Here is a 26,807-nt window from a genome sequence, read left to right on the forward strand (position 1 = left end):
TGGCCGCGCGGAGAGATTCCCCTGGCCGCCCGGTGTTCCGGCCGCGACGCCTTTTGTTGTAATTTGGAACGTCAGTGCTATTTGCTGATAACGCAACCGGGGAAGGGCAGGGATGAGTCGTATCGATGCGATAGTCGTCGGGGCCGGGATTTCCGGGCTGACCGCCGCCTGGCGGCTGGCCCAGGCCGGCAAGCGGGTGCGGGTGCTGGAAGCCAACGATCGGGTCGGCGGGCGCACTCTCAATCATCGCTTCACGAGCGGTGAGGTGGTGGAGGTCGGCGGCCAATGGGTGGGGCCGACCCAGGCGCGCATCCTCGGCCTGCTCAACGAACTGCAGCTGGAGACCTTCCCGTTGTGGAACCAGGGCGACAACCTGACCCTATTCGGCGGCAAGCTCAAATCCTATCGCGGCACCATCCCGCGCTTCGCCCCGCATGTGCTGCTCGATGTCCTGCAGGCGCAAGTGCGTCTGGACCGCCTGGCCAAGCAGATTCCCCTCGACGACCCCAGCCGCCATCCGCGCGCCGGCGAATGGGATCGCATGACCTTCGCCGAGTGGATCCGTCGCAGCCTGAAGACCGGTCAGGGCCGCCAAGTGCTGGAGCTGGTCAGCGGCGCGGTGTTCGCCGCCGCGCCGCACGACCTGTCGTTCCTCCATGTGCTGTTCTACATCCGCAGCGGCACTGACCTCGACACCCTGCTCGGGGTCGCCAACGGCGCCCAGCAGGATCGCATCCTCGGCGGCTCGCAGCGCATCTGTGAGGAGCTGGCGGCGCGCCTCGGCGACGCGGTGCGGCTCGGGCAGCCGGTGCGTGCGCTGCGCCAGGACGAGGCGGGCGTCGAGCTGCTCACCGACAGCGCCAGCCACCAGTCCGCGCGGGTGATCATGGCCATACCGCCGACCCTGTTGCTGCGCATCACCCAGGAGCCGCTGTTGCCGGGCTGGCGTGACCAGTTGTTGCAGCGTCTGCCGCAGGGCGCGGTGATCAAGTGCATGGCCCTGTACGAGACGCCGTTCTGGCGCGCGCGTGGCCTGTCCGGGCAGGCCACCAGCGAGCGGGGGCCGGTGCGCCTGACCTTCGACAACAGCGTGCCGGGGTCGAGCAAGGGCGTGCTGATGGGCTTCATCGAGGGCGACGAGGCGCGCCAGTGGAGCGCCGCGGCCGCCGACGAGCGGCGCGCCGCGGTACTGGAATGCTTCGCCCGCTATTTCGGCGCCGAGGCGCAGCAGCCGCGGGAATACGTCGACCAGTGCTGGGCCGACGAGCCCTTCGCTCGCGGCTGCTATGCCGCGCTGTTCCCGCCGGGGCTCTGGAGCAACGGCGCGGCGCGCCTGCGTCAGCCTGTCGGCCGCCTGCACTTCGCCGGCACCGAGACGGCCACGCGCTGGATGGGCTATTTCGACGGCGCGGTGCAGGCCGGCGAGCGGGCGGCGGCGGAAGTCTTGGCGCTGGATTGAATGCGCTGCTGTGACGCTTGCGGCGGCCGGCTTGTCAAAGCAGCGCACCCTTCGTATGGTGCGCCAGTCAGTAGAGGAGGAATGTGATGAGCGACCTGCAGCAGCTGTTAGACAACAACGCCCGTTGGGCCGAAGCCATCAAGCAGGAAGACCCGCAGTTCTTCGAGAAGCTGGCCAAGCAACAGGCGCCGGAATACCTGTGGATCGGCTGCTCGGATGCGCGGGTGCCGGCCAATGAGATCGTCGGCATGCTGCCGGGCGATCTGTTCGTCCATCGCAACGTCGCCAACGTGGTGCTGCACACCGACCTCAACTGCCTGTCGGTGATCCAGTACGCGGTCGACGTGCTCAAGGTCAAACACATCTTGGTCACCGGCCACTACGGCTGCGGCGGCGTGCGCGCGGCCATGCAGGACACCCAGTTCGGTCTGATCGACGGCTGGCTGCGCAGCATTCGCGACCTCTGTTACGAGCAGCGCGAACATCTCGCCCAGTTCGCCACCGAGGAAGAGCGGGTCGACCGCCTCTGCGAGTTGAATGTGGTGCAGCAGGTGGCCAACGTCAGCCACACCACCATCGTGCAGAACGCCTGGCATCGCGGTCAGAGCCTGGCGGTGCATGGCTGCATCTACGGCATCAAGGATGGCCGCTGGAAGAACCTCAACGTCACCGTCAGCGGTCTCGAACAACTGCCACCACAATACCGCCTGCGTCCGCTCGGCCAAAGCTGACGGATGCCCCTGAAGGACTCGCCGGCTTGGGCCTGGGCCGGGCTGGTGCTGGCCAGTCTGTGCTGGGCCGGCAATGCCCTGGTGGCGCGCGCCTTCCACGCCAGCATCCCACCTTTCACCCTGGCGTTCTGGCGCTGGAGCCTGGCGCTGACGCTGCTGCTGCCGTTCGTCGCCGTGCCGCTCTGGCGTCATCGCCGGCAACTGCGGGGTGCCGGTTGGCGCCTGTGGCTGCTGGGGGCGCTGGGCATCGCTGGCTACAACTGCTTTCTCTACAGCGCCGCGCACAGCACGGTGGCACTCAACCTGACGCTGCTCAACACCTGCCTGCCGCTGGCGATGTTCCTCGGCTCCGGCCTGCTGCTCGGCGCATGGCCGGCGCGGCGCGCCTGGTTGGGCATCGCGGTGGCCACTATCGGTCTGCTGTGGCTGATCGCCCGCGGTGATTGGGCGACCCTGGCCGGGTTGTCCTTCAACCCCGGCGACTTGCTGATGCTGCTGGCGGTGCTCGACTGGGGCTCTACACCCTGTTGCTGCGGCGCTGGGCCGGCTATTTGCAGCTGCCGCCGCTGGCCTTGCTGGGGGCGCTGATGCTCTGTGGCGTGCCGCTGCTGCTGCCGTTCTATCTGCTGGAGCTAAGCCGCGGCGCGCACTTCGCCCTGAGCCCGGCGAACCTGGCCGCCATTGGCTATACCGCGCTGTGCGCGTCGCTGCTGGCCTACCTGCTGTGGAACCATGGCGTACACGTATTGGGCGCCGCGCGCGCGGCGTTGAGCAATTACCTGATGCCGCTGTTCGCCGCGCTGCTTGGCTGGGCGCTGCTCGGTGAGGGCTTGCAGGCGTACCACTGGAGCGGTGGTGCGCTGATCTTCGCCGGCCTGCTGCTGGCGACTCGGCCGCAATCGGGTTGAGCGCGGCCGGCTGGGTTTCAGCCGCGACGGGACAAGCTGCTCGCTGGTTTGGCTTGCAGCGCCATGGGTTGCTGCAGGGCGGGTAGGGCGGCCCCGAACTTTGGCGTCAGGCTGCCGTTCAGCAGATTGCCGGCGAAGTTGCCCAGCAGCAGGCTGAGCAGCAGCCAAGTGAGCATCAAGGCCATGCCGCCCAGCCAGACGCCGAGAGCGATCTGCAAGACCAGATGACGTGGTCGCGCTTGCCGCTGCGGCGCGGGCTGGCGGTAGTCGTACAACTCGTCGTCGGTGGCGAGGCGGTCGTCTTCGCGGGCGCTGAAACTTTCAAGGCGTGTTCGCTTGTCGCGTTCCATCTGGGTATCCGGCTGGCTGTAGTTGATACTGGGTTGGATTGCCCATTGTGCGCCATGGTTCGCCCGGCGGGGGCGGCGGGCACGAATGGCAGGCAATAAAAAAGGGCCTAGCTTGCGCTAGGCCCTTTTCTTGTTTGGTGGCTACGCAGGGACTTGAACCCCGGACCCCAGCATTATGAATGCCGTGCTCTAACCAACTGAGCTACGTAGCCATTTGAGGCGCGCATTATTCTCGTGACGGGGCAGGCTGTCAAGCCTTGGCGAAGGAGATTTTTCGCGCGCGATCAAATGCTTAGACGTTGAAGCGGAAATGCATGACATCGCCATCCTTGACGATGTAGTCCTTGCCTTCCAGGCGCCATTTGCCGGCTTCCTTGGCCCCGGCTTCGCCCTTGTACTGGATGAAGTCGTTGTAGGCGATCACTTCGGCGCGGATGAAGCCTTTTTCGAAGTCGGTATGGATCACTGCGGCCGCCTGCGGGGCGGTGGCGCCGACGCGCACGGTCCAGGCCCGCACTTCTTTGACCCCGGCGGTGAAGTAGGTCTGCAGGTTGAGCAGTTCATAGCCAGCGCGGATCACGCGGTTCAGGCCCGGCTCTTCGAAGCCGAGGGATTCGAGGAACATGTCCTTCTCCTCGCCGTCGTCCAGCTCGGCGATTTCCGCTTCGATCTTGTTGCACACCGGCACCACGAGGGCGCCTTCTTCGGCGGCGATGGCCTTTACCACGTCGAGCAGCGGGTTGTTGTCGAAGCCATCTTCCGCGACGTTGGCGATGTACATCACCGGCTTGCTGGTCAGCAGGTGGAAACCGCGTACCAGCTGCTTCTCGTCATCCCCCAGGGCCTTCAGCAGGGTGCGCGCCGGCTTGCCTTCGGTGAAGTGCGGGATCAGCTTCTCGAGCAGGGCCTTCTGCGCCACGGCTTCCTTGTCGCCACCCTTGGCGTTGCGGCTGACCTTCTGCAGTTGCTTCTCGCAGCTGTCGAGGTCGGCGAAGATCAGTTCCAGCTCGATGATTTCGATGTCGCGCTTGGGGTCGACGCTGTTCGACACGTGGATGACGTTGTCGTCCTCGAAGCAGCGCACCACATGGGCGATCGCGTCGGTTTCGCGAATGTTGGCCAGGAACTTGTTGCCCAGGCCTTCACCCTTGGAGGCGCCCGCGACCAGGCCGGCGATATCGACGAACTCCATGGTGGTCGGCAGCACCCGCTCGGGCTTGACGATCTCGGCCAGCGCATTCAGACGGGCGTCGGGCATCGGCACGATGCCGCTGTTCGGCTCGATGGTGCAGAAGGGGAAGTTCTCCGCGCTGATGCCGGCTTTGGTCAGGGCATTGAACAGGGTGGACTTACCGACATTGGGCAGGCCGACGATGCCGCAGTTGAATCCCATGGTGTATCCCTCGCGCAGATAAGGCGGAAAACAAGAATGTGGTTCAGGCTTTCTGGCTGTGCAGCTGTTTCATCGCGCGGTTCCATTCCCCGGCGAGGATGTCCGGCAGCACGCCGAGAGCGAAATCGATGCTGGCGTCCAGCATTTCCTGCTCGGCGCGCGGCGCGCGACCGAGAACGAAACCGGTGACCTGGCTGCTGTGGCCGGGATGGCCGATGCCCAGGCGCAGGCGGTGAAAGGTATTCTGATTGCCGAGCTGCGCGATGATGTCGCGCAGTCCGTTGTGCCCACCATGGCCGCCGCCCTGCTTGAGCTTGGCGACGCCGGGGGGGAGGTCGAGTTCGTCGTGGGCCACCAGGATGGCTTCCGGGGCGATCCGATAGAAACCCGCCAGCGCCGCCACGGCCTGGCCGCTGCGGTTCATGTAGGTGGTGGGAATCAACAGCCGAACATCGCGGCCCTGATGGCTGAATTTGCCCGCCAGGCCGAAAAACTTGCGTTCAACGCTGAGGTTGGCGTGCTGGCTGGCCGCCAGGCGCTCAACAAAAAGGGCCCCTGCGTTATGCCGGGTCTGGTCGTATTCGGGGCCCGGATTACCCAGGCCGACGATCAGTTGTACGGCAGTCACGACAGGAGCCCCCTTCAGGCCAGACGAGTATTACTCGGCTGCGCCTTCTTCTTTCGCCACGCGAGAAGCGTGGATGTTGGCCACAGCCAGGTCATTGCCGTGAGCCAGGGCGACCAGCTGAACACCGGCCGGCGCTTTCAGGTCGGACAGGTGAACGGTTTGGCCGACTTCGACTTTGGCCAGGTCGACTTCGATGAATTCCGGCAGGTCTTTCGGCAGGCAGGAAACTTCGACTTCGGAGATGGTGTGGGACACTTCGCCGCCTTGCTGCTTCACGCCAACGGAGGTTTCCTCGTTGATGAAGTGCAGCGGGACGTGAGCGGTCAGTTTCTGGCCGGCAACCACGCGCTGGAAGTCAGCGTGCATCACGTAGCCTTTCGCCGGGTGACGCTGCAGGGCCTTGATCACGACGTTTTCGGCTTGGCCGTCGACGCTCAGGCTGATCACGTGGCTGAAAGCAGCCTCGTTTTCCAGCAGTTTGGCCACTTCTTTGGCCAGCAGGCTGATGGATTGCGGGGCCTTGTCACCGCCGTAGATTACGGCAGGAACCAGGCTGGCGAGGCGACGCAGGCGGCGGCTCGCACCTTTCCCCAGGTCGGCTCGCGCTTCGGCATTCAGGTTAAAGTCAGTCATTTGAATCTCCAAAATAGCAACAACGCCCGCAACGCTTGCGACCGGCGTTCGGGCGGTTGGCAAAAAAGCCCCGCACTAGGCGGGGCGCTTTTCGTTCGGCGCGATGGGCTAAGGGTGGACCCTTAGCGGAACATCGCGCTGATCGATTCTTCGTTGCTGATGCGACGAACGGCTTCGGCGACGACCGGGGCAATATCCAGTTGGCGGATACGGTTACAGGCCTGGGCCGCAGCGGACAGCGGGATGGTGTTGGTCACCACCAGTTCGTCCAGCATGGAATTTTCAATGTTCTCGATGGCGCGGCCGGACAGCACCGGGTGGGTGCAGTAGGCGAATACCTTGGCGGCGCCGTGCTCTTTCAGGGCTTTCGCCGCATGGCAGAGAGTACCGGCGGTGTCGACCATGTCATCGACGAGGATGCAGGTACGGCCTTCGACATCACCGATGATGTGCATCACTTCCGACTGGTTGGCTTTCTCGCGACGCTTGTCGATGATCGCCAGGTCTACACCCAGGGATTTCGCCACGGCACGGGCGCGGACCACGCCGCCGATGTCCGGGGAGACGATCATCAGATTTTCGAAGCGCTGGTCTTCGATGTCATCCACCAGTACTGGCGAACCGTAGATATTGTCCACGGGGATGTCGAAGAAGCCTTGGATCTGATCGGCGTGCAGATCGACGGTGAGTACCCGGTCGATGCCGACGACGGTAAGCATGTCAGCCACGACTTTGGCGCTGATTGCCACGCGGGCGGAGCGCGGACGGCGATCCTGGCGGGCATAGCCGAAGTAGGGGATGACGGCAGTGATTCGAGAGGCCGAGGAGCGGCGGAAGGCGTCGGCCATTACCACCAGTTCCATCAGGTTATCGTTGGTTGGCGCGCACGTCGGTTGAATCAGGAAGACGTCCTTACCGCGAACATTTTCGTTGATTTCGATACTGATTTCGCCGTCGGAGAATTTACCGACAGAGGCATCGCCGAGGGGAATGTGCAGCTGACGTACGATACGTCGCGCCAGATCGGGGTTAGCATTCCCCGTAAAGACCATCATCTTGGACACGCGCAGTACCTGCCGGCTGAGGGTATACCTGGATGAGTATAGAAAATGGCAGGGGCGGCTGGATTCGAACCAACGCATGGCAGGATCAAAACCTGCTGCCTTACCGCTTGGCGACGCCCCTGTATCGTGTGTAACCCAATGCTTTTAGTCGTGCATTCACGCTGATGGCGTTAATGGCAGGGGCGGCTGGATTCGAACCAACGCATGGCAGGATCAAAACCTGCTGCCTTACCGCTTGGCGACGCCCCTACTACGACTAACTGTTACGCATTCACTTCTTGGCCAGTGTGTCGAGCTTGCGATGCAACATCGAAATGTTGCGGCCTTGAGCGACAAAACTCGGCAAAGTGGCTGGAAGTTGGCGGGCGACTTTATCAGCATCGCCCTTGTTTGGGAAGCTCCCAAACACGCAAGCACCAGTGCCAGTTAGTCTGCTTGGAACAAATTTGTTCATCAAGATCAGGGCGTTACGAACTTCTGGGTAACGCTTCTGGACAACTGGCAGGCAGTCGTTATGACCACCCCCCTCAAGAAGGCTGCGAACTTTAATGGGCGGCGTATCACGTGTCAACTCAGGGTCGGAGAAAACTTCCGCTGTGCTGACAAGGACTTGCGGAATGGCGACGAGGAACCAGGGTTCGCTGAGCTCAACCGGAGTGAGGTGTTCGCCAACGCCTTCGGCAAAGGCGGCGCGGCCGCGGACGAAGACTGGCACGTCGGCGCCGAGGCCGAGGCCGAGATTGGCCAGGCGGTCTTCATCCCAGCCGAGCTGCCACAGGTGGTTGAGACCCAGCAGGGTGGTGGCGGCGTTCGAGCTGCCACCGCCGATACCGCCGCCCATGGGCAGGCGCTTGTCCAGCCAGATGTCGGCGCCGAGCGGACAGTTGCTCTGCTGTTGCAGCTGGCGCGCGGCGCGCACGATCAGGTTGCTGTCGTGCGGCACGCCGGGGATGTCCGTGTGCAGGCGGATTTCGCCGTCGTCGCGTGGGGCGAAGCTGAGTTCGTCGCCGTAGTCGAGGAACTGAAACAGGGTTTGCAGTTCGTGATACCCATCGGCACGGCGGCCGAGGATGTGCAGCATCAGGTTGAGTTTGGCCGGCGCCGGCAGGGTCAGGGGCTTGCCGGGCATGTCACAGGCCGAGCTGGCGTGGTTGCCAGTCCTTGATCACCAGGGTCACGTCGAGATTGTGGCCGCGCAGCTTCATGCGCTCCGGCAGCCAGTAGCCATTCTGCTCGGCGTAGCTGAGGTACTCGACCTGCCAGTCGTCCTGTTCCAGGCGGGACAGGCGGCTGTCGCTGTCGAGGGTCAGCTGGCTCCGGCTGTCCGGTGCCGGCAGGCCGCGGATCCACCAGATCAGATGGGAAACCGGCAGCTTCCAGCCGAGCTGCTCTTCCAGCAGCGCTTCCGGCGAGTCGGCCTGGTAGCGGCCCTGGTTGGCGACCTCCAGCACCACGTCGCCGGCATGCCCGGTCAGGCGGGCGGCGCCGCGGCCGAGCGGGCCGGACAGGCGGATGTCGTAGTAATCCTTGCGCTGTAGCCAGAACAGCGTGCCGCTACCGGAGTCCTTAGGCGCGCGGATGCCCACTTTGCCGCTGATCTGCCAGCCATCGAGGCTGCCGGTCTGCTGCTTGTGGCTTTGCCAGCGCGCCGGATCGCCGGTGCCTTGCAGGGATTCGTGGGGGGGCAGGCCGGCACAGCCGCTGAGCAGGGCGAGCAAGCTGGCGGCAAGGAGATGACGCGCGCGCATGGGATTAGGGTTTCTCGGAGCCGGTCAGGCGCAACAGGGTGTTGCGCAGGATGCTGTTGTCGGGTTGTTCTTGCAGGGCGGTGGCCCAGACTTTCCGGGCCTCACGCTGTTTGCCGTTGGCCCACAGCACCTCGCCGAGGTGGGCGGCGACTTCCGGGTCGGGGAAGCGCTCGACGGCCTGGCGCAGCAGGCGTTCGGCTTCGCCGAGGTTGCCCTGACGGTAGTTGGCCCAGCCGAGGCTGTCGAGAATCGCCGGGTCGTCCGGGCTGAGCCGGTAGGCCTGCTCGATCAGGGCCTTGCCTTCGGCGTAGCGGGTGGTGCGGTCGACCAGGGTATAGCCGAGGGCGTTGAGGGCCATGGCGTTGTCCGGTTCACGGTCGAGGATGAAACGCAGATCTTCCTCCAACTGGCCGAGGTCGTCGCGCTTTTCCGCCAGCATCGAGCGGGTGTAGAGCAGGTTGAGGTCGTCCGGGAACTGCTCCAGCGCCTGCTGGATCACCCGCCAGGCGGCGTCGTACTGCTCGCGGTTGGACAGGGCTTCGGCTTCGATCAGGTACAGCTGGATGGCGACGTCGGGCTGGCTGTCGCGGGCCTTGGCCAGCAGCGTCGAGGCCTCGGCGCCGCGGCCGCGCTCGAACAGCAGCTCGGCCTGGCGTTGTTGTGCCGGCAGGTAATCGTTGCCGGCGCCGACCATGCCATATTCGGTCAGGGCGCTGTCGGTATCGCCCAATTGCTCATAGGCGCGGCCGAGATTGAGGTGGGCGGCATCGACATGGCTGCGGCGCTCGACCAGTTCTTCCAGGTAGACGATGGCTTCCTTCCAGGCCTTGGCTTCCAGGCACACGAGGGCCAGCGAAAAGCGCAGGTCGTCATCATCCGGGGCCTGTTGCAGCAAGGTGGTGAACTCTGCCTTGGCGTCGTCGAGGCGGTCCTGCTCGACCAGCAGGCGCGCGTAGGACAGGCGCAGGCGCTTGTCGTCGGGATGTTGCTTGATGCCTTTTTCCAGCAGCGGCAGCGCTTCCTGGCCGCGCTGCATGCTTTGTAGCAGGCGGGCGCGCAGCAGCAGCGGGGCGACATCATGGCTGGCCGCCGGCTGCTCTTCGAGCAGTTTCAGGGCTTCGTCCGGGTGACCGTCCTGCTGCAGCAGCAGGGCCTTGCCGAACAACAGTTGGCCGTTGTCCGGATACTTCACCAGCAGGCGATCGAAGCTCTGCAATAGACCGGCACGGGTATCCGCATCGGTTTCCGCGGCGGACAGGGCGAGAAAGTCGAAATGGGTGTCGCCCTGGCCTTTGAGCACGCGCTCCATGTAGGTCATGGACTCGTCGTAGCGACCGGCGCGGGCCAGCTGGATGGCGGCAGCGCGCTGGGCGTCGAGGTTGTCCGGGGCGTTCCTGGCCCAGATCAGCGCGGTGTCGAGGGCCGCCTGGTCGGCGCCGAGGTATTCGGCGATGCGGAAACCGCGTTCGGCGACGCCGGCATCCTGGGTCTTGTTGGCCTGCTCGACATAGTTGCTCAGCGCGATGTCGAAGCGGTTGCGCTGCCCGGCCAGTTCGGCGGTGAGTAGGGCATAGAGGGTGTCCTCGCTGAACGAGCCATAGACCTGCGGCTTGCTCTCGGCGGCGGTCGCGCCGGCGTCTTCGCCCGGGGGGCTGCCGGCGGGCGACGAGGGGCTCAGGGATTGGCAGCCACCGAGAAAGGCCAGGGCGGCGAGCAAGGCGAAAGATCTATTCATAGAGGAAAGGGCGACTTACCTGCGGTTGACGCATCATGACACAAGCCGGAGGGCAAACCCATGGGGCTAGGGATTGCCTGTAGTTCGGTATCAGCTTGACCCGAAGGTTAGGACAATCCGCCACAGTGGTTGTTCTCCCTCTGGCGAAGTAGGAGAATTACCGGCTTCCCGTTTTTGTCAGCGACCCTGCATGGCCTTTCTTGCCCTCGGTATCAACCATAAGACCGCCTCGGTGGAGATCCGCGAACGCGTGGCTTTCAGTCCCGAGCAGTTGGTTGAGGCCCTGCAGCAGCTTTGCCTGCGCACGTCCAGCCGTGAAGCGGCGATTCTGTCGACCTGCAACCGCAGCGAGCTGTACCTGGAGCAGGACGGCCTCAGCGCCGATCAGGTGCTGGCCTGGCTGGCCGACTATCACCAGCTTAGCCTCGATGAGCTGCGCGCCTGTGCCTATGTACATGAGGACGACTCGGCGGTGCGGCACATGATGCGCGTGGCCTCCGGGCTCGACTCCATGGTCCTCGGTGAGCCGCAGATTCTCGGTCAGATGAAGTCTGCCTTCGCCGTGGCGCGTGAGGCCGGCACTATCGGTCCGCTGCTCGGCCGGCTGTTCCAGGCCACCTTCAGCACCGCCAAGCTGGTACGCACCGACACCGCGATCGGCGAGAACCCGGTGTCGGTGGCATTCGCCGCGGTGAGCCTGGCCAGGCAGATCTTCAGCAACCTGCATCGCAGCCAGGCGCTGCTGATCGGCGCCGGCGAGACCATCAGCCTGGTCGCCCGTCATCTGCACGACCAGGGCGTCAGACGCATAGTCGTCGCCAACCGCACCCTCGAGCGCGCCAGCCAGCTGGCCGAACAGTTCGGCGCCCATGCGGTGCTGCTGGCGGACATCCCGCAGGAGCTGGTGCACAGCGATATCGTCATCAGCTCGACCGCCAGCCAGCTGCCGATTCTCGGCAAGGGCGCGGTGGAAAGCGCGCTGAAGCAGCGCAAGCATAAGCCGATCTTCATGGTCGATATCGCCGTGCCGCGTGATATCGAGGCCGAAGTCGGCGAGTTGGACGACGTCTACCTGTATACCGTCGACGACCTGCACGAAGTCATCGCCCAGAATCTCAAGAGCCGTCAGGGCGCCGCCCAGGCCGCCGAGGAGCTGGTCGCTGCCGGTACCGACGATTTCATGGTGCGTCTGCGCGAGCTGGCCGCGGTGGATGTGCTCAAGGCTTACCGCCAGCAAGCCGAACGCCTGCGCGACGAAGAACTGCTCAAGGCCCAGCGCCTGCTGGCCAATGGCGGCTCGGCCGACGAGGTGCTGGCGATGCTGGCGCGCGGGCTGACCAACAAACTGTTGCATGCCCCCAGCGTGCAGTTGAAGAAACTCTCCGCCGACGGCCGCATCGATGCGTTGGCCGTGGCCCAGGAGCTGTTTAGCCTCGACGAGGGCGATCCAAAATCATGAAAGCTTCACTGCTGAACAAACTGGACACGCTGCAGGATCGCTTCGAGGAGCTCACCGCGCTGCTCGGCGACGCCGAGGTGATCAGCGAGCAGAGCAAGTTCCGCGCCTACTCCAAGGAGTACGCCGAGGTCGAGCCGGTGGTGATGGCCTTCAGAGACTATCGCAAGGTGCAGGACGACCTGCAGGGCGCCCAGGCGCTGCTCAAGGACAGCGACCCGGAAATGCGGGCGATGGCCGAGGAGGAGGTCGACCAGGCCAAGGAGCAGCTGGTCGAGCTGGAAAGCCGCCTGCAGCGCATGCTGCTGCCCAAAGACCCGAATGATGGGCGCAACGTGTTCCTCGAGATCCGCGCCGGCACCGGTGGCGACGAGGCGGCGATCTTCTCCGGCGACCTGTTCCGCATGTACTCGCGCTATGCCGAGCGCCGTGGTTGGCGGGTCGAGGTGCTCTCCGAGAACGAGGGCGAGCACGGCGGCTTCAAGGAAGTCATCGCCCGTGTCGAGGGCGACAATGTCTACGCCAAGCTCAAGTTCGAGTCCGGCGCCCACCGCGTCCAGCGCGTGCCGGAGACCGAGTCGCAGGGCCGCATCCACACCTCCGCCTGCACCGTGGCGGTGTTGCCGGAGCCGGACGAACAGTTGGCCATCGAGATCAATCCGGCCGACCTGCGCGTCGACACTTACCGTTCCTCCGGGGCCGGCGGTCAGCACGTGAACAAGACCGACTCGGCGATCCGCATCACCCACATTCCCAGCGGCATAGTCGTCGAGTGCCAGGAAGAGCGCTCGCAGCACAAGAACCGCGCCAAGGCCATGGCCTGGCTGGCGGCCAAACTGCAGGACCAGCAGGACGCCGCCGCGCACAAGGAAATCTCCGAGACGCGCAAGCTGCTGGTCGGCTCCGGCGACCGTTCCGAGCGCATCCGTACCTACAACTATCCGCAGGGGCGGGTCACCGATCACCGCATCAACCTGACCCTCTACAGCCTCGACGAAGTGCTCGCCGGCGGTGTCGATGCGGTGATTGAGCCGCTGCTCAGCGAATACCAGGCCGACCAGTTGGCGGCGTTGGGCGATTGATCCTGTAGGGTGGATGACGCTTTTTTCATCCACCAATGTCCGCTCGGTGGATCGATAAGGCGTGGTCCACCCTACGAGAGAGTCATGGCTACCATCGAAACCCTGCTCAACAGCGCCGAGCTGCCGGATTCGCCCAGCGCCCGGCTGGACGCCGAATTGCTCCTGGCCGCGGCACTGGGCAAGTCGCGCAGTTACCTGCGTACCTGGCCGGAGCGCGAGGTGCCGGAGGCCCAGGCCGAGCGTTTTCGCGCCGACCTGCAACGTCGCCGCGCCGGCGAGCCGGTGGCCTATATCCTCGGCCGCCAGGGCTTCTGGAGCCTGGAGCTGGAAGTCGCCGCGCACACCCTGATTCCGCGCCCGGACACCGAACTGTTGGTGGAGACCACCCTGGCCCTGTTGCCGGCGACTCCGGCGCGCGTCCTCGATCTGGGTACCGGCACCGGCGCCATCGCCCTGGCCCTGGCCAGCGAACGGCCGGGCTGGCGGGTCACCGGTGTCGACCGGGTGAGCGAGGCGGTGGCGCTGGCTGAGCGCAATCGCCAGCGCCTCGGCCTGAGCAACGCCGAGTTCCGCGAGAGCCAGTGGTTTTCCGCTCTGGCTGGTGAGCGCTACCAGGCGATCGTCAGCAATCCGCCCTATATTGCCGCGGACGACCGCCACCTCGGTGAGGGCGACGTGCGCTTCGAACCGGCCAGTGCGCTGGTGGCCGGGGCCGATGGCCTCGACGATATTCGCGTGATCATAGACCAGGCGCCGGCGCATCTGGAAACGGGCGGCTGGCTGCTGCTCGAACACGGTTTCGACCAGGCCGCGGCGGTGCGCGCGCTGCTGGTGGCGGCGGGTTTCAGCGCGGTGGAAAGCCGCCGCGATCTCGGCGGACATGAACGTATCAGCTTGGGGCGCTTGTGATGGTGGCAATGGACGACATGCTCAGCGATCAGGAACTGCTGCGCTACAGCCGGCAGATTCTGCTGGCGCAGATCGATATCGACGGCCAGCTGCGCCTCAAGCACAGCCGCGCGCTGATCGTCGGCCTCGGCGGCCTCGGCTCGCCGGTGGCGTTGTATCTGGCGGCGGCCGGGGTCGGCGAACTGCACCTGGCCGACTTCGACACGGTCGACCTGACCAACCTGCAACGGCAGATCGCCCACGACAGCCAGAGCATCGGCCTGGCCAAGGTCGACTCGGCGATGGCGCGCCTGACCTCGCTCAACCCCGAGGTGCGCCTGCAGGCGCATCGTGCGGCGCTGGATGAGGACTCGCTGGCCGCGGCGGTGGCGGCGGTGGATCTGGTGCTCGACTGCTCGGACAACTTCGCCACCCGCGAGGCGGTCAACGCCGCCTGCGTGGCGGCGCGCAAGCCGCTGGTCAGCGGTGCGGCGATCCGGCTGGAAGGCCAACTCTCGGTATTCGACCCGCGCCGCGCAGACAGCCCGTGCTACCACTGCCTGTACGGCCACGGCAGCGAGGCCGAGCTGACCTGCAGCGAAGCCGGGGTGGTCGGCCCGTTGGTCGGTCTGGTCGGCAGCCTGCAGGCGCTGGAGGCGCTCAAGTTGCTGGCCGGCTTCGGCGAGCCGCTGGTCGGCCGCCTGCTGCTGATCGATGCGCTGGGCAGCCGCTTCCGCGAGCTGCGGGTCAAGCGCGACCCGGCCTGCGCGGTGTGTGGCGCGGCCCATGAGTGATCGCGCGCCGGTCGGCGTGTTCGATTCCGGGGTCGGCGGCTTATCGGTACTGGGCGAGATCCGCCGCCTGCTGCCCAACGAGTCGCTGCTGTATGTCGCCGACAGCGGCCATGTGCCCTACGGCGAGAAGTCGCCGGAATTCATCCGTTTACGCAGCCAGAAGATTGCCGCGTTTCTTCTCGAGCAGGGGGCCAAGGCCCTGGTGCTGGCCTGCAACACGGCGACGGCAGCGGCGGTCGCCGAACTGCGCGCGCGTTACCCGCATCTGCCGATCATCGGCATGGAACCGGCGGTCAAGCCGGCGGCGGCGGCGACCCGCAGCGGTGTGGTCGGCGTACTGGCCACCACCGGCACGCTGAAAAGTGCCAAGTTCGCCGCCTTGCTCGACCGTTTCGCCAGCGATGTGCGGGTGATCACCCGGCCCTGCCCAGGGCTGGTCGAGCTGATCGAGGCCGGCGAATTGAGCGGGTCGGCCACCTGCGCCTTGCTGCGCGAGTTCGTCGAGCCGTTGCTGGCCGAGGGTTGCGACACCCTGATCCTCGGCTGCACTCACTATCCCTTCATCAAGCCGCTGCTGCGCGAACTGGTGCCGGAGTCGGTCAGCCTGATCGACACCGGCGCGGCGGTGGCGCGCCATCTGCAGCGCCTGCTGGCCGAGCGTGCGCTGTTGACGGCGGGGCCAGCCTTGGCGGCACGGTTCTGGTCGAGCGCTGATCCGCAGCAGCTGCGGGAGGTGCTGCCGCTGCTCTGGGGGCAGGCAGCGGCGGTCGAAATCTTGCCGGTTTAGCTAGGGTTTGCGGGATATAGGCGATAGTCGACTATCGTTTAGAGCGAATCTTTCTATACTTCCTCTAACTCGCAGGTTTAGCGTTTTTGCTGACGAAAAAGGATGTTCCCATCATGAAGTTACCTTCCTTGGCTGCGCTTGCAGTTTTGTCTTTGGGGTTTGTGGGGGGGGCGCAGGCGGCTGACATCACCTTCGCCGTGGGCCAGAGCAGCGAATCGACCATGGTGTACCGGCTGGGTGCCCAATTCGACTTCGATCGCAGTTGGTGGCAGAGCTCTGTCGGCCGCCTAACCGGCTACTGGGATGCCGGTTACACCTACTGGGATGGCGACGAGTCCTCCAGCAATCACAGCCTGTCCTTCGCCCCGGTGTTCGTCTACGAGTTCGCCGGCGAGACGGTGAAACCCTATATCGAGGGTGGCATCGGGGTGGCGCTGTTCGCCGACACGGATATGGAGGAGCACGATCTCGGTTCCTCGTTCCAGTTCGAGGATCGTCTCGGCGTCGGCCTGCGCTTCGCCGGGCAGGAAGTTGGCCTGCGCGCCATCCACTATTCCAACGCCGGGCTGCAAACACCGAACGATGGGGTGGAGGCCTATACCCTGCATTACCGGCTGAGCTTCTAAGAGCCTGTCTACGATCTGCTGCGCGTCGGCCCAACTGCGTTGAAAACGGCTTCGGAAAGCGGCGTGCCGCTAACGCGCTTTAGCGCAGCCCGAAGGGCGAGTGAATCGAGTCATGCTCATTTACAACTCGTAAACTCCGCTTCCTCAGCCGTTTTCGCCTTGTTTGACTCTAGCTCGCGAGATCGTAAACAGGCTCTAAGCGCTTAGCCCCCATAAACAACCGGGTCAAGAGCCCGGTTTTTTATGGGGGCGCTAATTGACTGGTTTGTCCTGCCGCAAGGGCGCTGCCGGCAATGCTGCCGGGTCAGCGATAAATGCCGGTCATTCCGCGACGCTCGTCGAGGCACTCGGCCGAACTCATCTCGAACTCGCGGCAGATCAGCGGCCGTTGCTCGTAGATGCTGCACAGCATGCTGTCGCGATCCAGCGCAGCGCACCAGCCGTCGTCCAGGCGGCGCATCACCTCACCGCCCCAGGCGTCGGTTTCGATAAAACGTTGGGGGACGCCGGTATCGGTGATCAGCAGGACTTCCAGTTGGCAGCAGCAGGCCGCGCAGTTGGAGCAGTGGGCGACCGGCTCGCTGGGCAGTTGGGTATGGGGGATCTGGGCGCTGTTGGTCATGGGCGCGCAGTGTAAGGCAGGCACGTCTGAGTGTGGGGGCAAGCCGACCGGCGAGGCTGATCGAGACGGGCTGGCGCCGCGTCGATCAGCGGGGGATGCCAGGGGTGGCGCCAGCTGTAGCCCGCAGGAGAGTTTGGCGGCCAGGGGATTATCGCAGGTGTTCGAGCAAGCGGCGGGCGGCTTCCTGGCCGCTGAGCCAGGCGCCTTCGACGCGACCGGACAGGCACCAGTCGCCGCAGGCGTAGAGGCCGAGGTCGGCATCTGCCAGCGCGCCCCATTCATGAGCGCTTACCGGGCGGGCGTAGAGCCAGCGGTGGGCGAGGGCAAAGGCCGGGGGCGGAACCGCACAGCCGATCAGCTCGGCGAAGGCGCCGTGTAGCTGTTCGATCACCTGTTCCTTGGGCAGGTCGAGGTGCTGCTTGCTCCACTCGTTGCTGGCGTGCAGTACCCAGGTGTCGAACTTGCCGTCGCGCCCTGGTTTGCTGCGGTTGCGGGCCAGCCAGCTGAGCGGGCCGTCCTGCACGAAGCAGGCTTCGATCGGGGTGTCCAGCGCACTGTCGAAAGCCATGGCTACCGCCCAGGTCGGCTCCATGGCCACGCTGGCGGCGGCGCCGGCCAGCTTCGGTGCAGCCGCCAGCAGGGTCGACGCCTGCGGCGCCGGGGTGGCGATGATCACTTGGCTGAACGGGCCGTGGCTCTCGCCCTCGGTGTCCTGCAGCTGCCAGTGCCGGGTGCCGCGGAACACTTCGCTGATGCGGCAGGAAAAGGTCACCGGCAGGGCGCCGAGCAGGGCGCGGGTGATCGAGCTCATGCGCGGGGTGCCGACCCAGCGGGTCTGTTCATCCGGCGAGTAGCTCAGCTGGCCGTCGCTGAAGTTGTACAGGCTGGGCGTCCACTCGGCGACCCAGCCGCGGTTGTGCCAGCTCTGCACGGTTTCCAGGAAACGCCGGTCGCGGGCGGTGAAGTATTGCGCGCCGAGATCGAGAGCGCCCGCGTCGCTGCGGCGGCTGGCCATGCGGCCGCCGCTGCCGCGACTCTTGTCGAACAGCTGGACGGCCTGGCCGGCGCTGGTCAGGGCCTGGGCGGCCGAGAGGCCGGCAAGGCCGGTTCCGATAATGGCGATGGTCGAACTCATGGTCTGCCTCGTTGGCTCTAGCGACAGGCTAAGTTTTAGACATTATCCCGCCAGCCTTATTGTGAGTATGCGCCGTCGGCGGTGATCGCGTCGTGCTCATGTAGGACGGTAAGTCGTCCGAAAAAAGGCACGCATTGGCGTCATAAACCACGCTTACCTCTACTGAGCCTAGGCCATGCGAGGAGAATGCCATGCACATATTGTTGACCGGTGGTACAGGTTTGATCGGTCGCGCCCTGTGTCGTCACTGGTTGGCGCAGGGGCAGCGGATCAGCGTCTGGAGTCGCCGCCCGCAGCAGGTCGCCAGCCTCTGCGGCGCGCAGGTGCGCGGCATCGGCCGGCTCGAGGAGCTGACCGATGAGCCGCTGGATGCGGTGATCAACCTGGCAGGCGCGCCGATTGCCGAGCGGCCATGGACGCACAAGCGCAAGGCGTTACTCTGGTCCAGCCGGATCGCGCTGACCGAGCAACTGGTGGCCTGGCTGGAGGGCCGCGCACAGAAGCCGGCGGTGCTGGTGTCCGGTTCGGCGGTGGGCTGGTACGGCGACGGTGGCGAGCGCGAGTTGACCGAAGGCATGCCGCCGGTCAGCGAGGATTTCGGCAGTCAACTGTGCGTGGCCTGGGAGGAAAGCGCGCAGCGCGCGAGCGCATTGGGCATCCGCGTGGTGCTGGTGCGCACCGGTTTGGTGCTGGCCCGCGACGGTGGTTTCCTCAAGCGCCTGCTGCCGCCGTTCCGCCTCGGCCTCGGTGGGCCGATCGGCAACGGTCGGCAATGGATGCCGTGGGTTCACCTGGACGACGAAATTGCCGCGATAGATTTTCTCATGCGCCATGAGAGCGCCGAGGGTCCTTATAATGCCTGCGCGCCGCAGCCGGTGCGCAACAAGGCCTTCGCCCGCGCGCTCGGCCGTGCCGTGCGGCGTCCGGCGCTGTTGCCGGTGCCGGCGCTGGTGCTGCGCATCGGCCTGGGCGAGCTGGCCGGGCTGTTGCTCGGCGGCCAGCGGGCGATGCCGGTGCGCCTGGCACAGGCCGGCTTCGTTTTTCACTTTACCGATTTGGATCGGGCCCTCGCCAACGTGCTGGAGCCCCGCTGACTAGGATTGCGCATGACCGACCACGCCCTGCTGCTCGTCAACCTGGGTTCGCCCGCCTCCACCGACGTGGCCGATGTGCGCCGTTACCTCGATCAGTTCCTCATGGACCCTTACGTGGTCGACCTGCCCTGGCCGCTGCGGCGCCTGCTGGTGTCGCTGATCCTACTCAAGCGCCCGGCGCAGTCGGCGCATGCCTATGCCTCGATCTGGTGGCCGGAGGGCTCGCCGCTGATCGTCATCAGCCGCCAGTTGCAGGAGGCGATGCGCGCGCACTGGCCGCACGGGCCGGTGGAACTGGCCATGCGCTATGGCGAGCCCTCGATCGAACCGGCGCTGCGTAAGCTGGTCGGGCAGGGGGTGAAACAGGTGACCTTCGCGCCGCTCTATCCGCAGTTCGCCGAGAGCACCACCACTACCGCCATCACCGAGGCGCGGCGGGTGATCGCCGCGCACCGCCTGCCGCTTGAGGTGCGGGTGCTGGCGCCGTTCTACGCCCAGCCGGACTATCTCGAGGCCCTGGTGGCCAGTGCCCAGCCCTATCTGCAGAAAGATTTCGATCACCTGCTGCTGAGCTTCCACGGCCTGCCGGAGCGGCATATCCGCAAGCTGGTCAAGCCGCTCGATCCGCAGCACGACTTGCGCGCGGTGGACAGCCGCGACGTGCGCGACGAGGTGCTGGCGCGCTGTTACCGCAGCCAGTGCCTGCGCACCGCCGAGCTGTTCGCCGCGCGCGCCGGTCTGCGCCGGGAACAGTGGTCGGTGTCCTTCCAGTCGCGCCTGGGCCGCGACAAGTGGATCGAGCCCTACACCGAAACCCGCCTCGACGAGCTGGCTCGGCAGGGGGTGAAGAAGCTCCTGGTGATGTGCCCGGCCTTCGTCGCCGACTGCATCGAGACCCTGGAAGAGATCGGCATGCGCGGCCGCGAGCAGTTCGAAGCGGCGGGTGGTATCGAGCTGCAACTGGTGCCTTGTCTGAACAGCCAGCAGCAGTGGACGGCGGCGCTGGCTAAACTGGCTGAGGGTGCCAGCGGCAGTCTGTGACTGCCGGGTCATTCGTGCGAGGGCAGTGCACCGATTCAGTCTGTTGATAATCCCTTGGAGCGATATTAAAAAATCCTTATATCGGCCTAAGCTGGCGTCACCTTCCAACCGTCGCGCACCGCGTCAGCGGTGCCGAGGAGAATGCCAGTGCACAACAACAATAACGACTATCCCTCCAGCCTTTCGGCCTGGACCACGGTATCCATCCTCATGGTGGCCTACGTGCTGTCCTTCATCGACCGGCAGATCCTCAACCTGCTGGTCGGCCCGATCCGCCGCGACCTGATGATCAGCGACACCGAGATGAGCCTGCTGATGGGCTTGTCCTTCGCCATCTTCTACACCGTTTGCGGCATTCCCCTCGGGCGCTTGGCCGACACTAAGAGCCGGCGCGGCCTGATCGCCCTCGGCGTGCTGTTCTGGAGCGCCGCCACCGCCGCTTGCGGCATGGCGCGGCTGTACTGGCAGTTCCTGCTGTGCCGCATCGGCGTCGGCGTCGGCGAGGCGGCGTTGTCGCCGGCCGCCTATTCGTTGATCGCCGACAGCTTCCCCAGCGAGCGTCGCGCCACCGCCATCAGCGTGTATTCCATGGGCGTGTATATCGGCTCCGGCCTGGCCTTCCTGCTCGGCGGCCTGGTGATCAAGTTCGCCTCGGCGCAGGGCGATGTGGTCCTGCCGCTGCTCGGTGAAGTGCGGCCCTGGCAGATGATCTTCCTGATCCTCGGCGCCGCCGGCCTGGCCTTCAGCTTGCTGATGTTGGCCGTGCGTGAGCCGACGCGGCGTGGCGTCGGTGCCGGCGTGGCAGTACCGCTGAGCGAAGTCGGCCGCTATATCCGCAGCAATCGCAAGACCGTGCTCTGTCACAACCTCGGCTTCGCCGGCCTGGCCTTCGCCGGCTACGGCAGCGCCGCCTGGATTCCGTCCTTCTTCATCCGCACCTATGGCTGGGACGCCGGCCATGTCGGGGTGGTCTATGGCAGCCTGGTCGCCGTATTCGGTTGCCTGGGCGTGGTGAGCGGCGGCCGCCTGGCCGACTGGATGGCCAAGCGTGGACGCACCGATGCCAACATGCGCGTCGGTCTGTACGCCGCCCTCGGTGCGCTGCCGTCGGTGCTGCTGTTCCCACTGGCGGACAGCGGCAATCTGGCCGCGCTGTTGATGGTGCCGTCGATCTTCTTCCTCGCCATGCCCTTCGGCGTCGCGCCGGCGGCGATCCAGGAAGTCATGCCGAACTCCATGCGCGGCCAGGCTTCGGCCATCTACCTGTTCGTGATCACCTTGCTCGGGCTCGGCGTTGGCCCGACCGCGGTGGCGCTGGTGACCGACTATGTGTTCGGCGACGACAACGCGCTGCGCTATTCGCTGCTGAGCGTCGGCTGCGTCGTGGTGTTGTGCTCAATCGTCCTGCTGAGCAAAGGTTTGCAGCCGTACCGCGACAGCCTGCAGCGCCTGCAGCAGTGGGGCATCACCCCGGCCAGTGCTGAAACCAGCGCGCCACAGCGGCGCAGCGCCACGCTGCTGCGGCCGGGCCTTAGCAGCAAATAAACCCGGCCCCGAACGAAAAGCCCCGCAGTGCGGGGCTTTTTTGTCGTTGCGGCTCAGCTGTCCGGCTGTTCGCCCGGCACCTTGTGTTTCCAGGTCTGGTGCCCGGGCAACAGCAAATTGAGGGCGATGGCGACCACCGCGCAGAGGGCGATGCCCTTGAGGCCGAAGTCGTCGGCGCCGGTGCCGCTGCCGATCAGCATGCCGCCGATGCCGAACACCAGGGTCACCGAGACGATCACCAGGTTGCGGGCCTCGGCCAGGTCGACCTGGTGGCGGATCATGGTGTTCATCCCCACCGCGGCGATGGAGCCGAACAGCAGGCAGAGGATGCCGCCCATCACCGGCACCGGAATGCTCTGCAGGATGGCGCCGAACTTGCCGATGAAGGCCAGGCCGATGGCGAAGCAGGCCGCCCAGGTCATGATCTTCGGGTTGTAGTTCTTGGTCAGCATCACCGCGCCGGTGACTTCCGCATAGGTGGTGTTCGGCGGGCCGCCGAACAGGCCGGCGGCCGAAGTGGCCAGGCCGTCGCCGAGCAGGGTGCGGTGCAGGCCAGGCTTCTTCAGGTAGTCGCGGCCGGTCACGCTGCCCACCGCGATCACCCCGCCGATGTGCTCGATGGCCGGCGCCAGGGCCACCGGCACGATGAACAGGATCGCCTGCCAGTTGAATTCCGGGGCGGTGAACTTCGGCAGTTCCAGCCAGGGCGCGGCGGCGATCTTGGCGGTGTCGACCACGCCGAAATAGAACGACAGGGCGAAACCCACCAGCACCCCGGAGATGATCGGCACCAGGCGGAAGAAGCCCTTGCCGAACACCGCGACGATCAGGGTGATGAGCAGCGCCGGCATGGAGATCAGCAGCGCGGTGCGGTAGGGCACCAGTTCGCTGCCGTCACCGCCCTTGCCCATCGCCATGTTGGCGGCGATTGGCGCCATCGCCAGGCCGATGGCGATGATCACCGGGCCGATCACCACCGGCGGCAGCAGGCGGTCGATGAAACCGATGCCCTTGAGCTTCACCGCCAGGCCGAGGAAGGTGTAGACGAAGCCGGCGGCGACCACCCCGCCCATGGTCGCGGCCAGGCCGAACTGGCCCTTGGCGAGGATGATCGGGGTGATGAAGGCAAACGAGGAGGCGAGGAACACCGGCACCTGGCGGCCGGTCACCGACTGGAACAGCAGGGTGCCGAGGCCGGCGGTGAACAGCGCGACGTTGGGGTCGAGGCCGGTGATCAGCGGCATCAGCACCAGCGCGCCGAAGGCGACGAACAGCATCTGCGCGCCGGAAATCACCTGGCGCCAGAGGGGGTCGTTGAATTCGCTGCTCATCGATCAGGCGTCCTTCTGCTTGGTGCCGAAGATCTTGTCGCCGGCATCGCCGAGGCCGGGAATGATGTAGCCGTGCTCGTTCAGGCGCTCATCGATGGAGGCGGTGAAGATCATCACGTCCGGGTGGGCGGCGTTGACCGTCTTGATCCCTTCCGGCGCGGCGACCAGCACCATGGCGCGGATTTCCTTGCAGCCGGCGCGCTTGAGCAGGTCGATGGTGGCGACCAGCGAGCCGCCGGTGGCCAGCATCGGGTCGATGATCAGCGCTAGGCGTTCGTCGATCTCCGGCGCCAGCTTCTCCAGGTAGGTGTGCGCCTCCAGGGTCTCCTCGTTGCGCGCGACCCCGACGGCGCTGACCTTGGCCCCGGGGATCAGGCTGAGCACGCCGTCGAGCATGCCGATGCCGGCGCGCAGGATCGGCACCACGGTGATCTTCTTGCCGGCGATCTTCTCCACCGTGACGGTGCCGCACCAGCCTTGAATGTCGTAGCTCTCCAGCGGCAGATCCTGGGTCGCCTCGTAGGTGAGCAGGGCGCCCACTTCCTGGGCCAATTCGCGGAAGTTCTTCGTACTGATGTCGGCGCGGCGCATCAGGCCGAGCTTGTGGCGGATCAGCGGGTGGCGGATCTCACGGATGGGCATGGCAGGGGTCTCCGGCGGGCGGGCAAAAAAATTGCGTTAGAGTAAAGCATTCGCTATGCCAAATGAGGGCTGAGGGGCAGGTCATGAAGATTTTCTGGCCGGGTGGACAGAAATGCCCGCGCCAGCTGCCGCTGAGTATGGCTGACGCTGGTCCGCCGGGGGTTGCTCCGGGGCAAGCGGATGAGTACCTTTGCCGACTTTTATTTTGACGCCCTGATCAACTTCTTCGGAAGACGACAGCGCCGCTCCCGCAGAGTTGATGAGAGGAAATACCATGTCCGTTGATCTCGCCCACATCCGCCAGGTGATGGCGGAGGCCGATTGCCTGTATCCCGAGGCCGAAGTCGAAGCTGCCATCGACCACGTCGCCGCGGCGATCAATGGCGAGCTGGCCGAGCGCAATCCGGTGGTGTTCTGCGTGATGAACGGCGGCCTGATCTTCGCCGGCAAGCTGCTGCCGAAGCTCGGCTTTCCGCTCGAACTGTCCTACCTGCACGCCACCCGCTACCGCAGTGAAACCACCGGCGGCGAGCTGTTCTGGAAAGCCAAACCGGAGCTGTCGTTCATCGACCGCGACGTGCTGATCATCGACGACATCCTCGATGAGGGGCACACCCTCGGCGCCATCGTCGATTTCTGCCAGCACGCCGGCGCCGCCAACGTGCATATCGCCGTGTTGATCGACAAGACCCACGACCGCAAGGCGCGCCAGGACCTCAAGGCCAACTACGTCGGCCTGCCCTGCATCGACCGTTATATCTTCGGCTACGGCATGGACTACAAGGGTTACTGGCGCAACGCGCCGGGCATCTATGCGGTCAAGGGACTGTAAGGCATGAGCACACCGCGCTTTCTCGACCAACCGCTGTTCAGCGAACTGGCTGCCCAGGCGCAGGCCAACCCGCGTGGTCGCCAGCACCATAACTTTCATGCCATGGAAGAGCCCTGCCACCGCCTGGCCGTTGGCCTGCAGCCGCATACTTACATCGCACCGCATCGCCACCTCTCCGTCGACAAGGCGGAAACCCTGCTGGTGCTCAAGGGTCGCCTGGGTCTGCTGATCTTCGACGAGGCGGGCGAAGTGAGCGCAACACGGGAACTGGCCGCTGGTGGCGAGTGCGTCGGCGTCGACCTGCCGCCCGGCGTGTTCCATTCCTTCGTGGTGTTGGAAGCCGACAGCCTGCTGTTCGAGTGCAAGGCCGGGCCATACCGGCCCGTTGGCGAAGGCGAACAGGCGCCTTGGGCGCCGCGCGAAGGTGAGGCCGGCGCCCCGGCCTACTTGGCCTGGATGCGTTCGCTGTTCGCCTGAGCCGGCTCCGGGTTCAACCAGTGCAAGGCCTTCTCGCGCGCCTGTTGCAGGTTGCGGACGAAGGCCAGCAGGCCGTCGGCGCGCTGCACCCCGGCGCGCCGCAACTTCAGGCGCACCTGCGCGGTGGTGCCGACCAGAATCAGGCCGATGCCCTGCTGACGGTAATCGCGCAACACGTTGTCCAGCGCCGCCAGGGCGGTCATGTCCAGCAGCGGCACCGCGCTCATCTCCACCACCACGACTTTCACTTCCGGGTTGAAGCGGCGCAGCACGCTCAGCGCTTTTTCCGCGGCGCCGAAAAACAGCGGGCCGCGGATGGCATAGGCCTGCACATGTGCGGGCAGGTCGTGGAGCTCCCGATACAGGCGCTTGGGCAATTCGGCGGTATCGGTCAGGTCGCTGATGCGCTTGATGAACAGGCCGGCCGCCAGCAGTAGGCCGACGCCCACCGCCAGGACCATGTCGAACAGCACGGTGAGCGACAGACAGGTCAGCAGCACCAGCACGTCGTTGCGCGGGGCGATGCGCAGGGTGTGCAGCACATGGCGGGCCTCGCTCATGTTCCACGCCACCATCAGCAGCAGGGCCGCCAGCGCGGCCATCGGCAGATAGCTGAACAGCGGCGCGAGCAGCAGAATGGCGACCAGCACCACGCCGGCATGGATGATCGCCGCCAGCGGCGAACAGGCGCCGGCGCGGATGTTGGCGGCGCTGCGAGCGATGGCGGCAGTGGCGGTGATGCCGCCGAACAGCGGGGCGGCCAGATTGCCCAGGCCCTGGCCGAGCAGTTCGGCGTTCGGTTCGTGCTTGCTGCCGGTCATGCCGTCGCCAACCACGGCGCACAGCAGCGATTCGATGGCGCCGAGGATGGCGATGGCGAAGGCCGGGGAGAGCAGTTGGCGAAACAGCTCGAAGGACAGGCGTAGCGGCTGACCGTTAGCGTCGGGCAGCTGCCAGGGCCAGGCCAGGCTCGGCAGGAAGGGAGGGATGCCGGCATGGGTCACGCCGTCGAGGCTGTAGCTGAAGCGTTCGCCGAGGGTCGCCACCGGCAGGCCGCTGCGCTCCAGCAGCAGGCCGAACAGCGCGCCGACCGCGAGGGCGACTAGGTGCCCTGGCACCTTAGGCACCCAGCGCGGCCAGAGGATCAGCACCGCCAGGCAGACCAGCGCCACCAGGGCATCGCCGGCATGGGCACTGGGCAGGGCCAGCGCCAGCGCCTGCAACTGCTCCACATAGTTCTGCGGCTGGCCGCCCGGCTGCAGGCCGAGCAGGTCCTTGAGCTGCAGAGTGGCGATGACGATGCCGATGCCGGCGGTAAAGCCCAGCGTCACCGGATAGGGGATGAACTGGATCAGCTTGCCGGCGCGCAGCAGGCCGAGGCTGATGAGGATCAGCCCGGCCAGCATGGTGCACAGCAGCAGGCCGCCGAGGCCGAACTGCTGGGTGATCGGCAGCAGGATCACCACGAACGCGGCAGTCGGGCCGCTGACGTTGAAGCGCGAGCCGCCGGTCAGGGCGATCAGCGGGGCGGCGATCAGCACCGTGTACAGGCCATGCTGCGGCGCCACCCCGACGGCGATCGCCAGGGCCATGGCCAGGGGAATGGCGATGATGCCGACGGTAAGGCCGGCACTGATATCGCCGCGCAGGGCGCTCCAGCCATAACCGGCGCGCAGCACCTGGCGCCAGGCGGCGAACAGCGGTGGCAGAGTCATAGTCCTTCCCCCAGACAATTGCCGGCAGTATAGGTGGCAGAGCCTGGCCCGTGGCGTCGACTCTGGTCGGCTGTCGGCGGGGCAAACCCGC

Annotated in this window: 26 protein-coding genes, 3 tRNA genes and 1 pseudogene; 14 read left to right on the forward strand and 16 right to left on the reverse strand. The window is 65.7% G+C overall.

Annotated elements, in window-relative coordinates:
* The first annotated feature begins 112 nt into the window (after positions 1 to 112).
* From D3880_RS04615 to D3880_RS04625, 3 genes and pseudogenes are all read left to right on the forward strand, one after another.
* Positions 113 to 1,459 (forward strand): flavin monoamine oxidase family protein, encoded by a 1,347-nt coding sequence (locus D3880_RS04615; RefSeq protein ID WP_119892337.1) that lies wholly within the window; start codon positions 113 to 115, stop codon positions 1,457 to 1,459.
* 86 nt (positions 1,460 to 1,545) lie between these two features.
* The gene (gene can / locus D3880_RS04620; RefSeq protein WP_119892338.1) at positions 1,546 to 2,190 is read left to right on the forward strand and encodes a carbonate dehydratase; all 645 of its coding nucleotides are present in this window, start codon (positions 1,546 to 1,548) and stop codon (positions 2,188 to 2,190) included.
* 3 nt (positions 2,191 to 2,193) lie between these two features.
* Positions 2,194 to 3,098, forward strand: a pseudogene (locus D3880_RS04625) (DMT family transporter).
* A 17-nt stretch (positions 3,099 to 3,115) separates the two neighbouring features.
* Here D3880_RS04625 and D3880_RS22865 read toward each other — a convergent pair.
* From D3880_RS22865 to D3880_RS04680, 11 genes are all read right to left on the reverse strand, one after another.
* Positions 3,116 to 3,448, reverse strand: coding sequence for a hypothetical protein (locus D3880_RS22865; RefSeq protein WP_177412156.1), 333 nt, complete (start codon positions 3,446 to 3,448; stop codon positions 3,116 to 3,118).
* A gap of 135 nt (positions 3,449 to 3,583) precedes the next feature.
* Positions 3,584 to 3,660, reverse strand: a tRNA-Met gene (locus tag D3880_RS04635).
* 80 nt (positions 3,661 to 3,740) lie between these two features.
* Complete coding sequence (gene ychF / locus D3880_RS04640; RefSeq protein WP_119892339.1) at positions 3,741 to 4,841, reverse strand: redox-regulated ATPase YchF; 1,101 nt, start codon at positions 4,839 to 4,841, stop codon at positions 3,741 to 3,743.
* A gap of 43 nt (positions 4,842 to 4,884) precedes the next feature.
* On the reverse strand, positions 4,885 to 5,469 hold the full coding sequence (gene pth / locus D3880_RS04645; protein WP_119892340.1) for an aminoacyl-tRNA hydrolase: 585 nt from the start codon (positions 5,467 to 5,469) through the stop codon (positions 4,885 to 4,887).
* Between the two features lie 30 nt (positions 5,470 to 5,499).
* Complete coding sequence (locus D3880_RS04650; RefSeq protein ID WP_119892341.1) at positions 5,500 to 6,102, reverse strand: 50S ribosomal protein L25/general stress protein Ctc; 603 nt, start codon at positions 6,100 to 6,102, stop codon at positions 5,500 to 5,502.
* 122 nt (positions 6,103 to 6,224) lie between these two features.
* Positions 6,225 to 7,166, reverse strand: a complete 942-nt coding sequence (locus D3880_RS04655) for a ribose-phosphate pyrophosphokinase (RefSeq protein WP_119892342.1) — start codon at positions 7,164 to 7,166, stop codon at positions 6,225 to 6,227.
* Positions 7,167 to 7,212: 46 nt separating this feature from the next.
* Positions 7,213 to 7,287, reverse strand: a tRNA-Gln gene (locus tag D3880_RS04660).
* Between the two features lie 53 nt (positions 7,288 to 7,340).
* Positions 7,341 to 7,415, reverse strand: a tRNA-Gln gene (locus tag D3880_RS04665).
* A gap of 22 nt (positions 7,416 to 7,437) precedes the next feature.
* Complete coding sequence (ispE, locus tag D3880_RS04670) at positions 7,438 to 8,295, reverse strand: 4-(cytidine 5'-diphospho)-2-C-methyl-D-erythritol kinase (RefSeq protein WP_119892343.1); 858 nt, start codon at positions 8,293 to 8,295, stop codon at positions 7,438 to 7,440.
* A 1-nt stretch (position 8,296) separates the two neighbouring features.
* Positions 8,297 to 8,914, reverse strand: a complete 618-nt coding sequence (gene lolB, locus D3880_RS04675) for a lipoprotein insertase outer membrane protein LolB (RefSeq protein WP_119892344.1) — start codon at positions 8,912 to 8,914, stop codon at positions 8,297 to 8,299.
* 4 nt (positions 8,915 to 8,918) lie between these two features.
* A complete protein-coding gene (locus D3880_RS04680; RefSeq protein ID WP_119892345.1) occupies positions 8,919 to 10,649 on the reverse strand; it encodes a tetratricopeptide repeat protein in 1,731 nt (576 codons plus the stop codon).
* 190 nt (positions 10,650 to 10,839) lie between these two features.
* Between D3880_RS04680 and hemA the strand changes: the two genes are divergently transcribed.
* The 6 genes from hemA to D3880_RS04710 all read left to right on the forward strand — a co-directional run bounded on the left by hemA (position 10,840) and on the right by D3880_RS04710 (position 16,282).
* Positions 10,840 to 12,108, forward strand: a complete 1,269-nt coding sequence (gene hemA, locus D3880_RS04685; protein WP_119892346.1) for a glutamyl-tRNA reductase — start codon at positions 10,840 to 10,842, stop codon at positions 12,106 to 12,108.
* Positions 12,105 to 13,187, forward strand: coding sequence for a peptide chain release factor 1 (prfA, locus tag D3880_RS04690; RefSeq protein WP_119892347.1), 1,083 nt, complete (start codon positions 12,105 to 12,107; stop codon positions 13,185 to 13,187). Before hemA ends, prfA begins: the two co-directional genes overlap by 4 nt.
* A gap of 84 nt (positions 13,188 to 13,271) precedes the next feature.
* Positions 13,272 to 14,096: a peptide chain release factor N(5)-glutamine methyltransferase gene (gene prmC / locus D3880_RS04695; protein WP_119892348.1), complete on the forward strand. Its 825-nt coding sequence runs from the start codon at positions 13,272 to 13,274 to the stop codon at positions 14,094 to 14,096.
* A 17-nt stretch (positions 14,097 to 14,113) separates the two neighbouring features.
* Positions 14,114 to 14,869 carry a molybdopterin-synthase adenylyltransferase MoeB gene (locus D3880_RS04700; RefSeq protein ID WP_119895662.1) on the forward strand — a complete coding sequence of 252 codons (756 nt, stop codon included), beginning with the start codon at positions 14,114 to 14,116 and terminating at the stop codon, positions 14,867 to 14,869.
* Positions 14,862 to 15,656: a glutamate racemase gene (gene murI / locus D3880_RS04705; protein ID WP_119892349.1), complete on the forward strand. Its 795-nt coding sequence runs from the start codon at positions 14,862 to 14,864 to the stop codon at positions 15,654 to 15,656. Before D3880_RS04700 ends, murI begins: the two co-directional genes overlap by 8 nt.
* Positions 15,657 to 15,766: 110 nt before the next feature.
* Positions 15,767 to 16,282 carry an acyloxyacyl hydrolase gene (locus D3880_RS04710; protein WP_119895663.1) on the forward strand — a complete coding sequence of 172 codons (516 nt, stop codon included), beginning with the start codon at positions 15,767 to 15,769 and terminating at the stop codon, positions 16,280 to 16,282.
* 304 nt (positions 16,283 to 16,586) lie between these two features.
* Here the strand turns inward: D3880_RS04710 and D3880_RS04715 are convergent, their stop codons facing one another.
* Positions 16,587 to 16,904 (reverse strand): YkgJ family cysteine cluster protein, encoded by a 318-nt coding sequence (locus D3880_RS04715; RefSeq protein WP_119892350.1) that lies wholly within the window; start codon positions 16,902 to 16,904, stop codon positions 16,587 to 16,589.
* A gap of 148 nt (positions 16,905 to 17,052) precedes the next feature.
* Complete coding sequence (locus D3880_RS04720; protein ID WP_119892351.1) at positions 17,053 to 18,039, reverse strand: NAD(P)/FAD-dependent oxidoreductase; 987 nt, start codon at positions 18,037 to 18,039, stop codon at positions 17,053 to 17,055.
* Positions 18,040 to 18,230: 191 nt separating this feature from the next.
* On the opposite strand from D3880_RS04720, the gene D3880_RS04725 reads away from it, so the two are divergent.
* From D3880_RS04725 to D3880_RS04735, 3 genes are all read left to right on the forward strand, one after another.
* Positions 18,231 to 19,133, forward strand: a complete 903-nt coding sequence (locus D3880_RS04725) for a TIGR01777 family oxidoreductase (protein ID WP_119892352.1) — start codon at positions 18,231 to 18,233, stop codon at positions 19,131 to 19,133.
* 12 nt (positions 19,134 to 19,145) lie between these two features.
* Positions 19,146 to 20,174 (forward strand): ferrochelatase, encoded by a 1,029-nt coding sequence (gene hemH / locus D3880_RS04730; protein WP_119892353.1) that lies wholly within the window; start codon positions 19,146 to 19,148, stop codon positions 20,172 to 20,174.
* A 147-nt stretch (positions 20,175 to 20,321) separates the two neighbouring features.
* On the forward strand, positions 20,322 to 21,719 hold the full coding sequence (locus D3880_RS04735; RefSeq protein WP_119892354.1) for a spinster family MFS transporter: 1,398 nt from the start codon (positions 20,322 to 20,324) through the stop codon (positions 21,717 to 21,719).
* A 53-nt stretch (positions 21,720 to 21,772) separates the two neighbouring features.
* Here D3880_RS04735 and D3880_RS04740 read toward each other — a convergent pair whose 3' ends face one another.
* Together D3880_RS04740 and upp are read right to left on the reverse strand one after the other, a co-directional pair.
* A complete protein-coding gene (locus D3880_RS04740; protein ID WP_119892355.1) occupies positions 21,773 to 23,050 on the reverse strand; it encodes a uracil-xanthine permease family protein in 1,278 nt (425 codons plus the stop codon).
* Positions 23,051 to 23,053: 3 nt separating this feature from the next.
* Positions 23,054 to 23,692 carry a uracil phosphoribosyltransferase gene (gene upp, locus D3880_RS04745; protein ID WP_119892356.1) on the reverse strand — a complete coding sequence of 213 codons (639 nt, stop codon included), beginning with the start codon at positions 23,690 to 23,692 and terminating at the stop codon, positions 23,054 to 23,056.
* Positions 23,693 to 23,966: 274 nt separating this feature from the next.
* On the opposite strand from upp, the gene D3880_RS04750 reads away from it, so the two are divergent.
* Together D3880_RS04750 and D3880_RS04755 are read left to right on the forward strand one after the other, a co-directional pair.
* Positions 23,967 to 24,524, forward strand: a complete 558-nt coding sequence (locus D3880_RS04750) for a hypoxanthine-guanine phosphoribosyltransferase (protein WP_119892357.1) — start codon at positions 23,967 to 23,969, stop codon at positions 24,522 to 24,524.
* Positions 24,525 to 24,527: 3 nt separating this feature from the next.
* Positions 24,528 to 25,001, forward strand: a complete 474-nt coding sequence (locus D3880_RS04755; RefSeq protein WP_119892358.1) for a WbuC family cupin fold metalloprotein — start codon at positions 24,528 to 24,530, stop codon at positions 24,999 to 25,001.
* Here D3880_RS04755 and dauA read toward each other — a convergent pair.
* On the reverse strand, positions 24,968 to 26,716 hold the full coding sequence (dauA, locus tag D3880_RS04760; RefSeq protein ID WP_119892359.1) for a C4-dicarboxylic acid transporter DauA: 1,749 nt from the start codon (positions 26,714 to 26,716) through the stop codon (positions 24,968 to 24,970). The genes D3880_RS04755 and dauA overlap by 34 nt on opposite strands.
* Between the last annotated feature and the right edge of the window lie 91 nt (positions 26,717 to 26,807).

It is taken from the genome of Pseudomonas cavernae, assembly GCF_003595175.1.
GTDB classification, from domain to species: domain Bacteria; phylum Pseudomonadota; class Gammaproteobacteria; order Pseudomonadales; family Pseudomonadaceae; genus Aquipseudomonas; species Aquipseudomonas cavernae.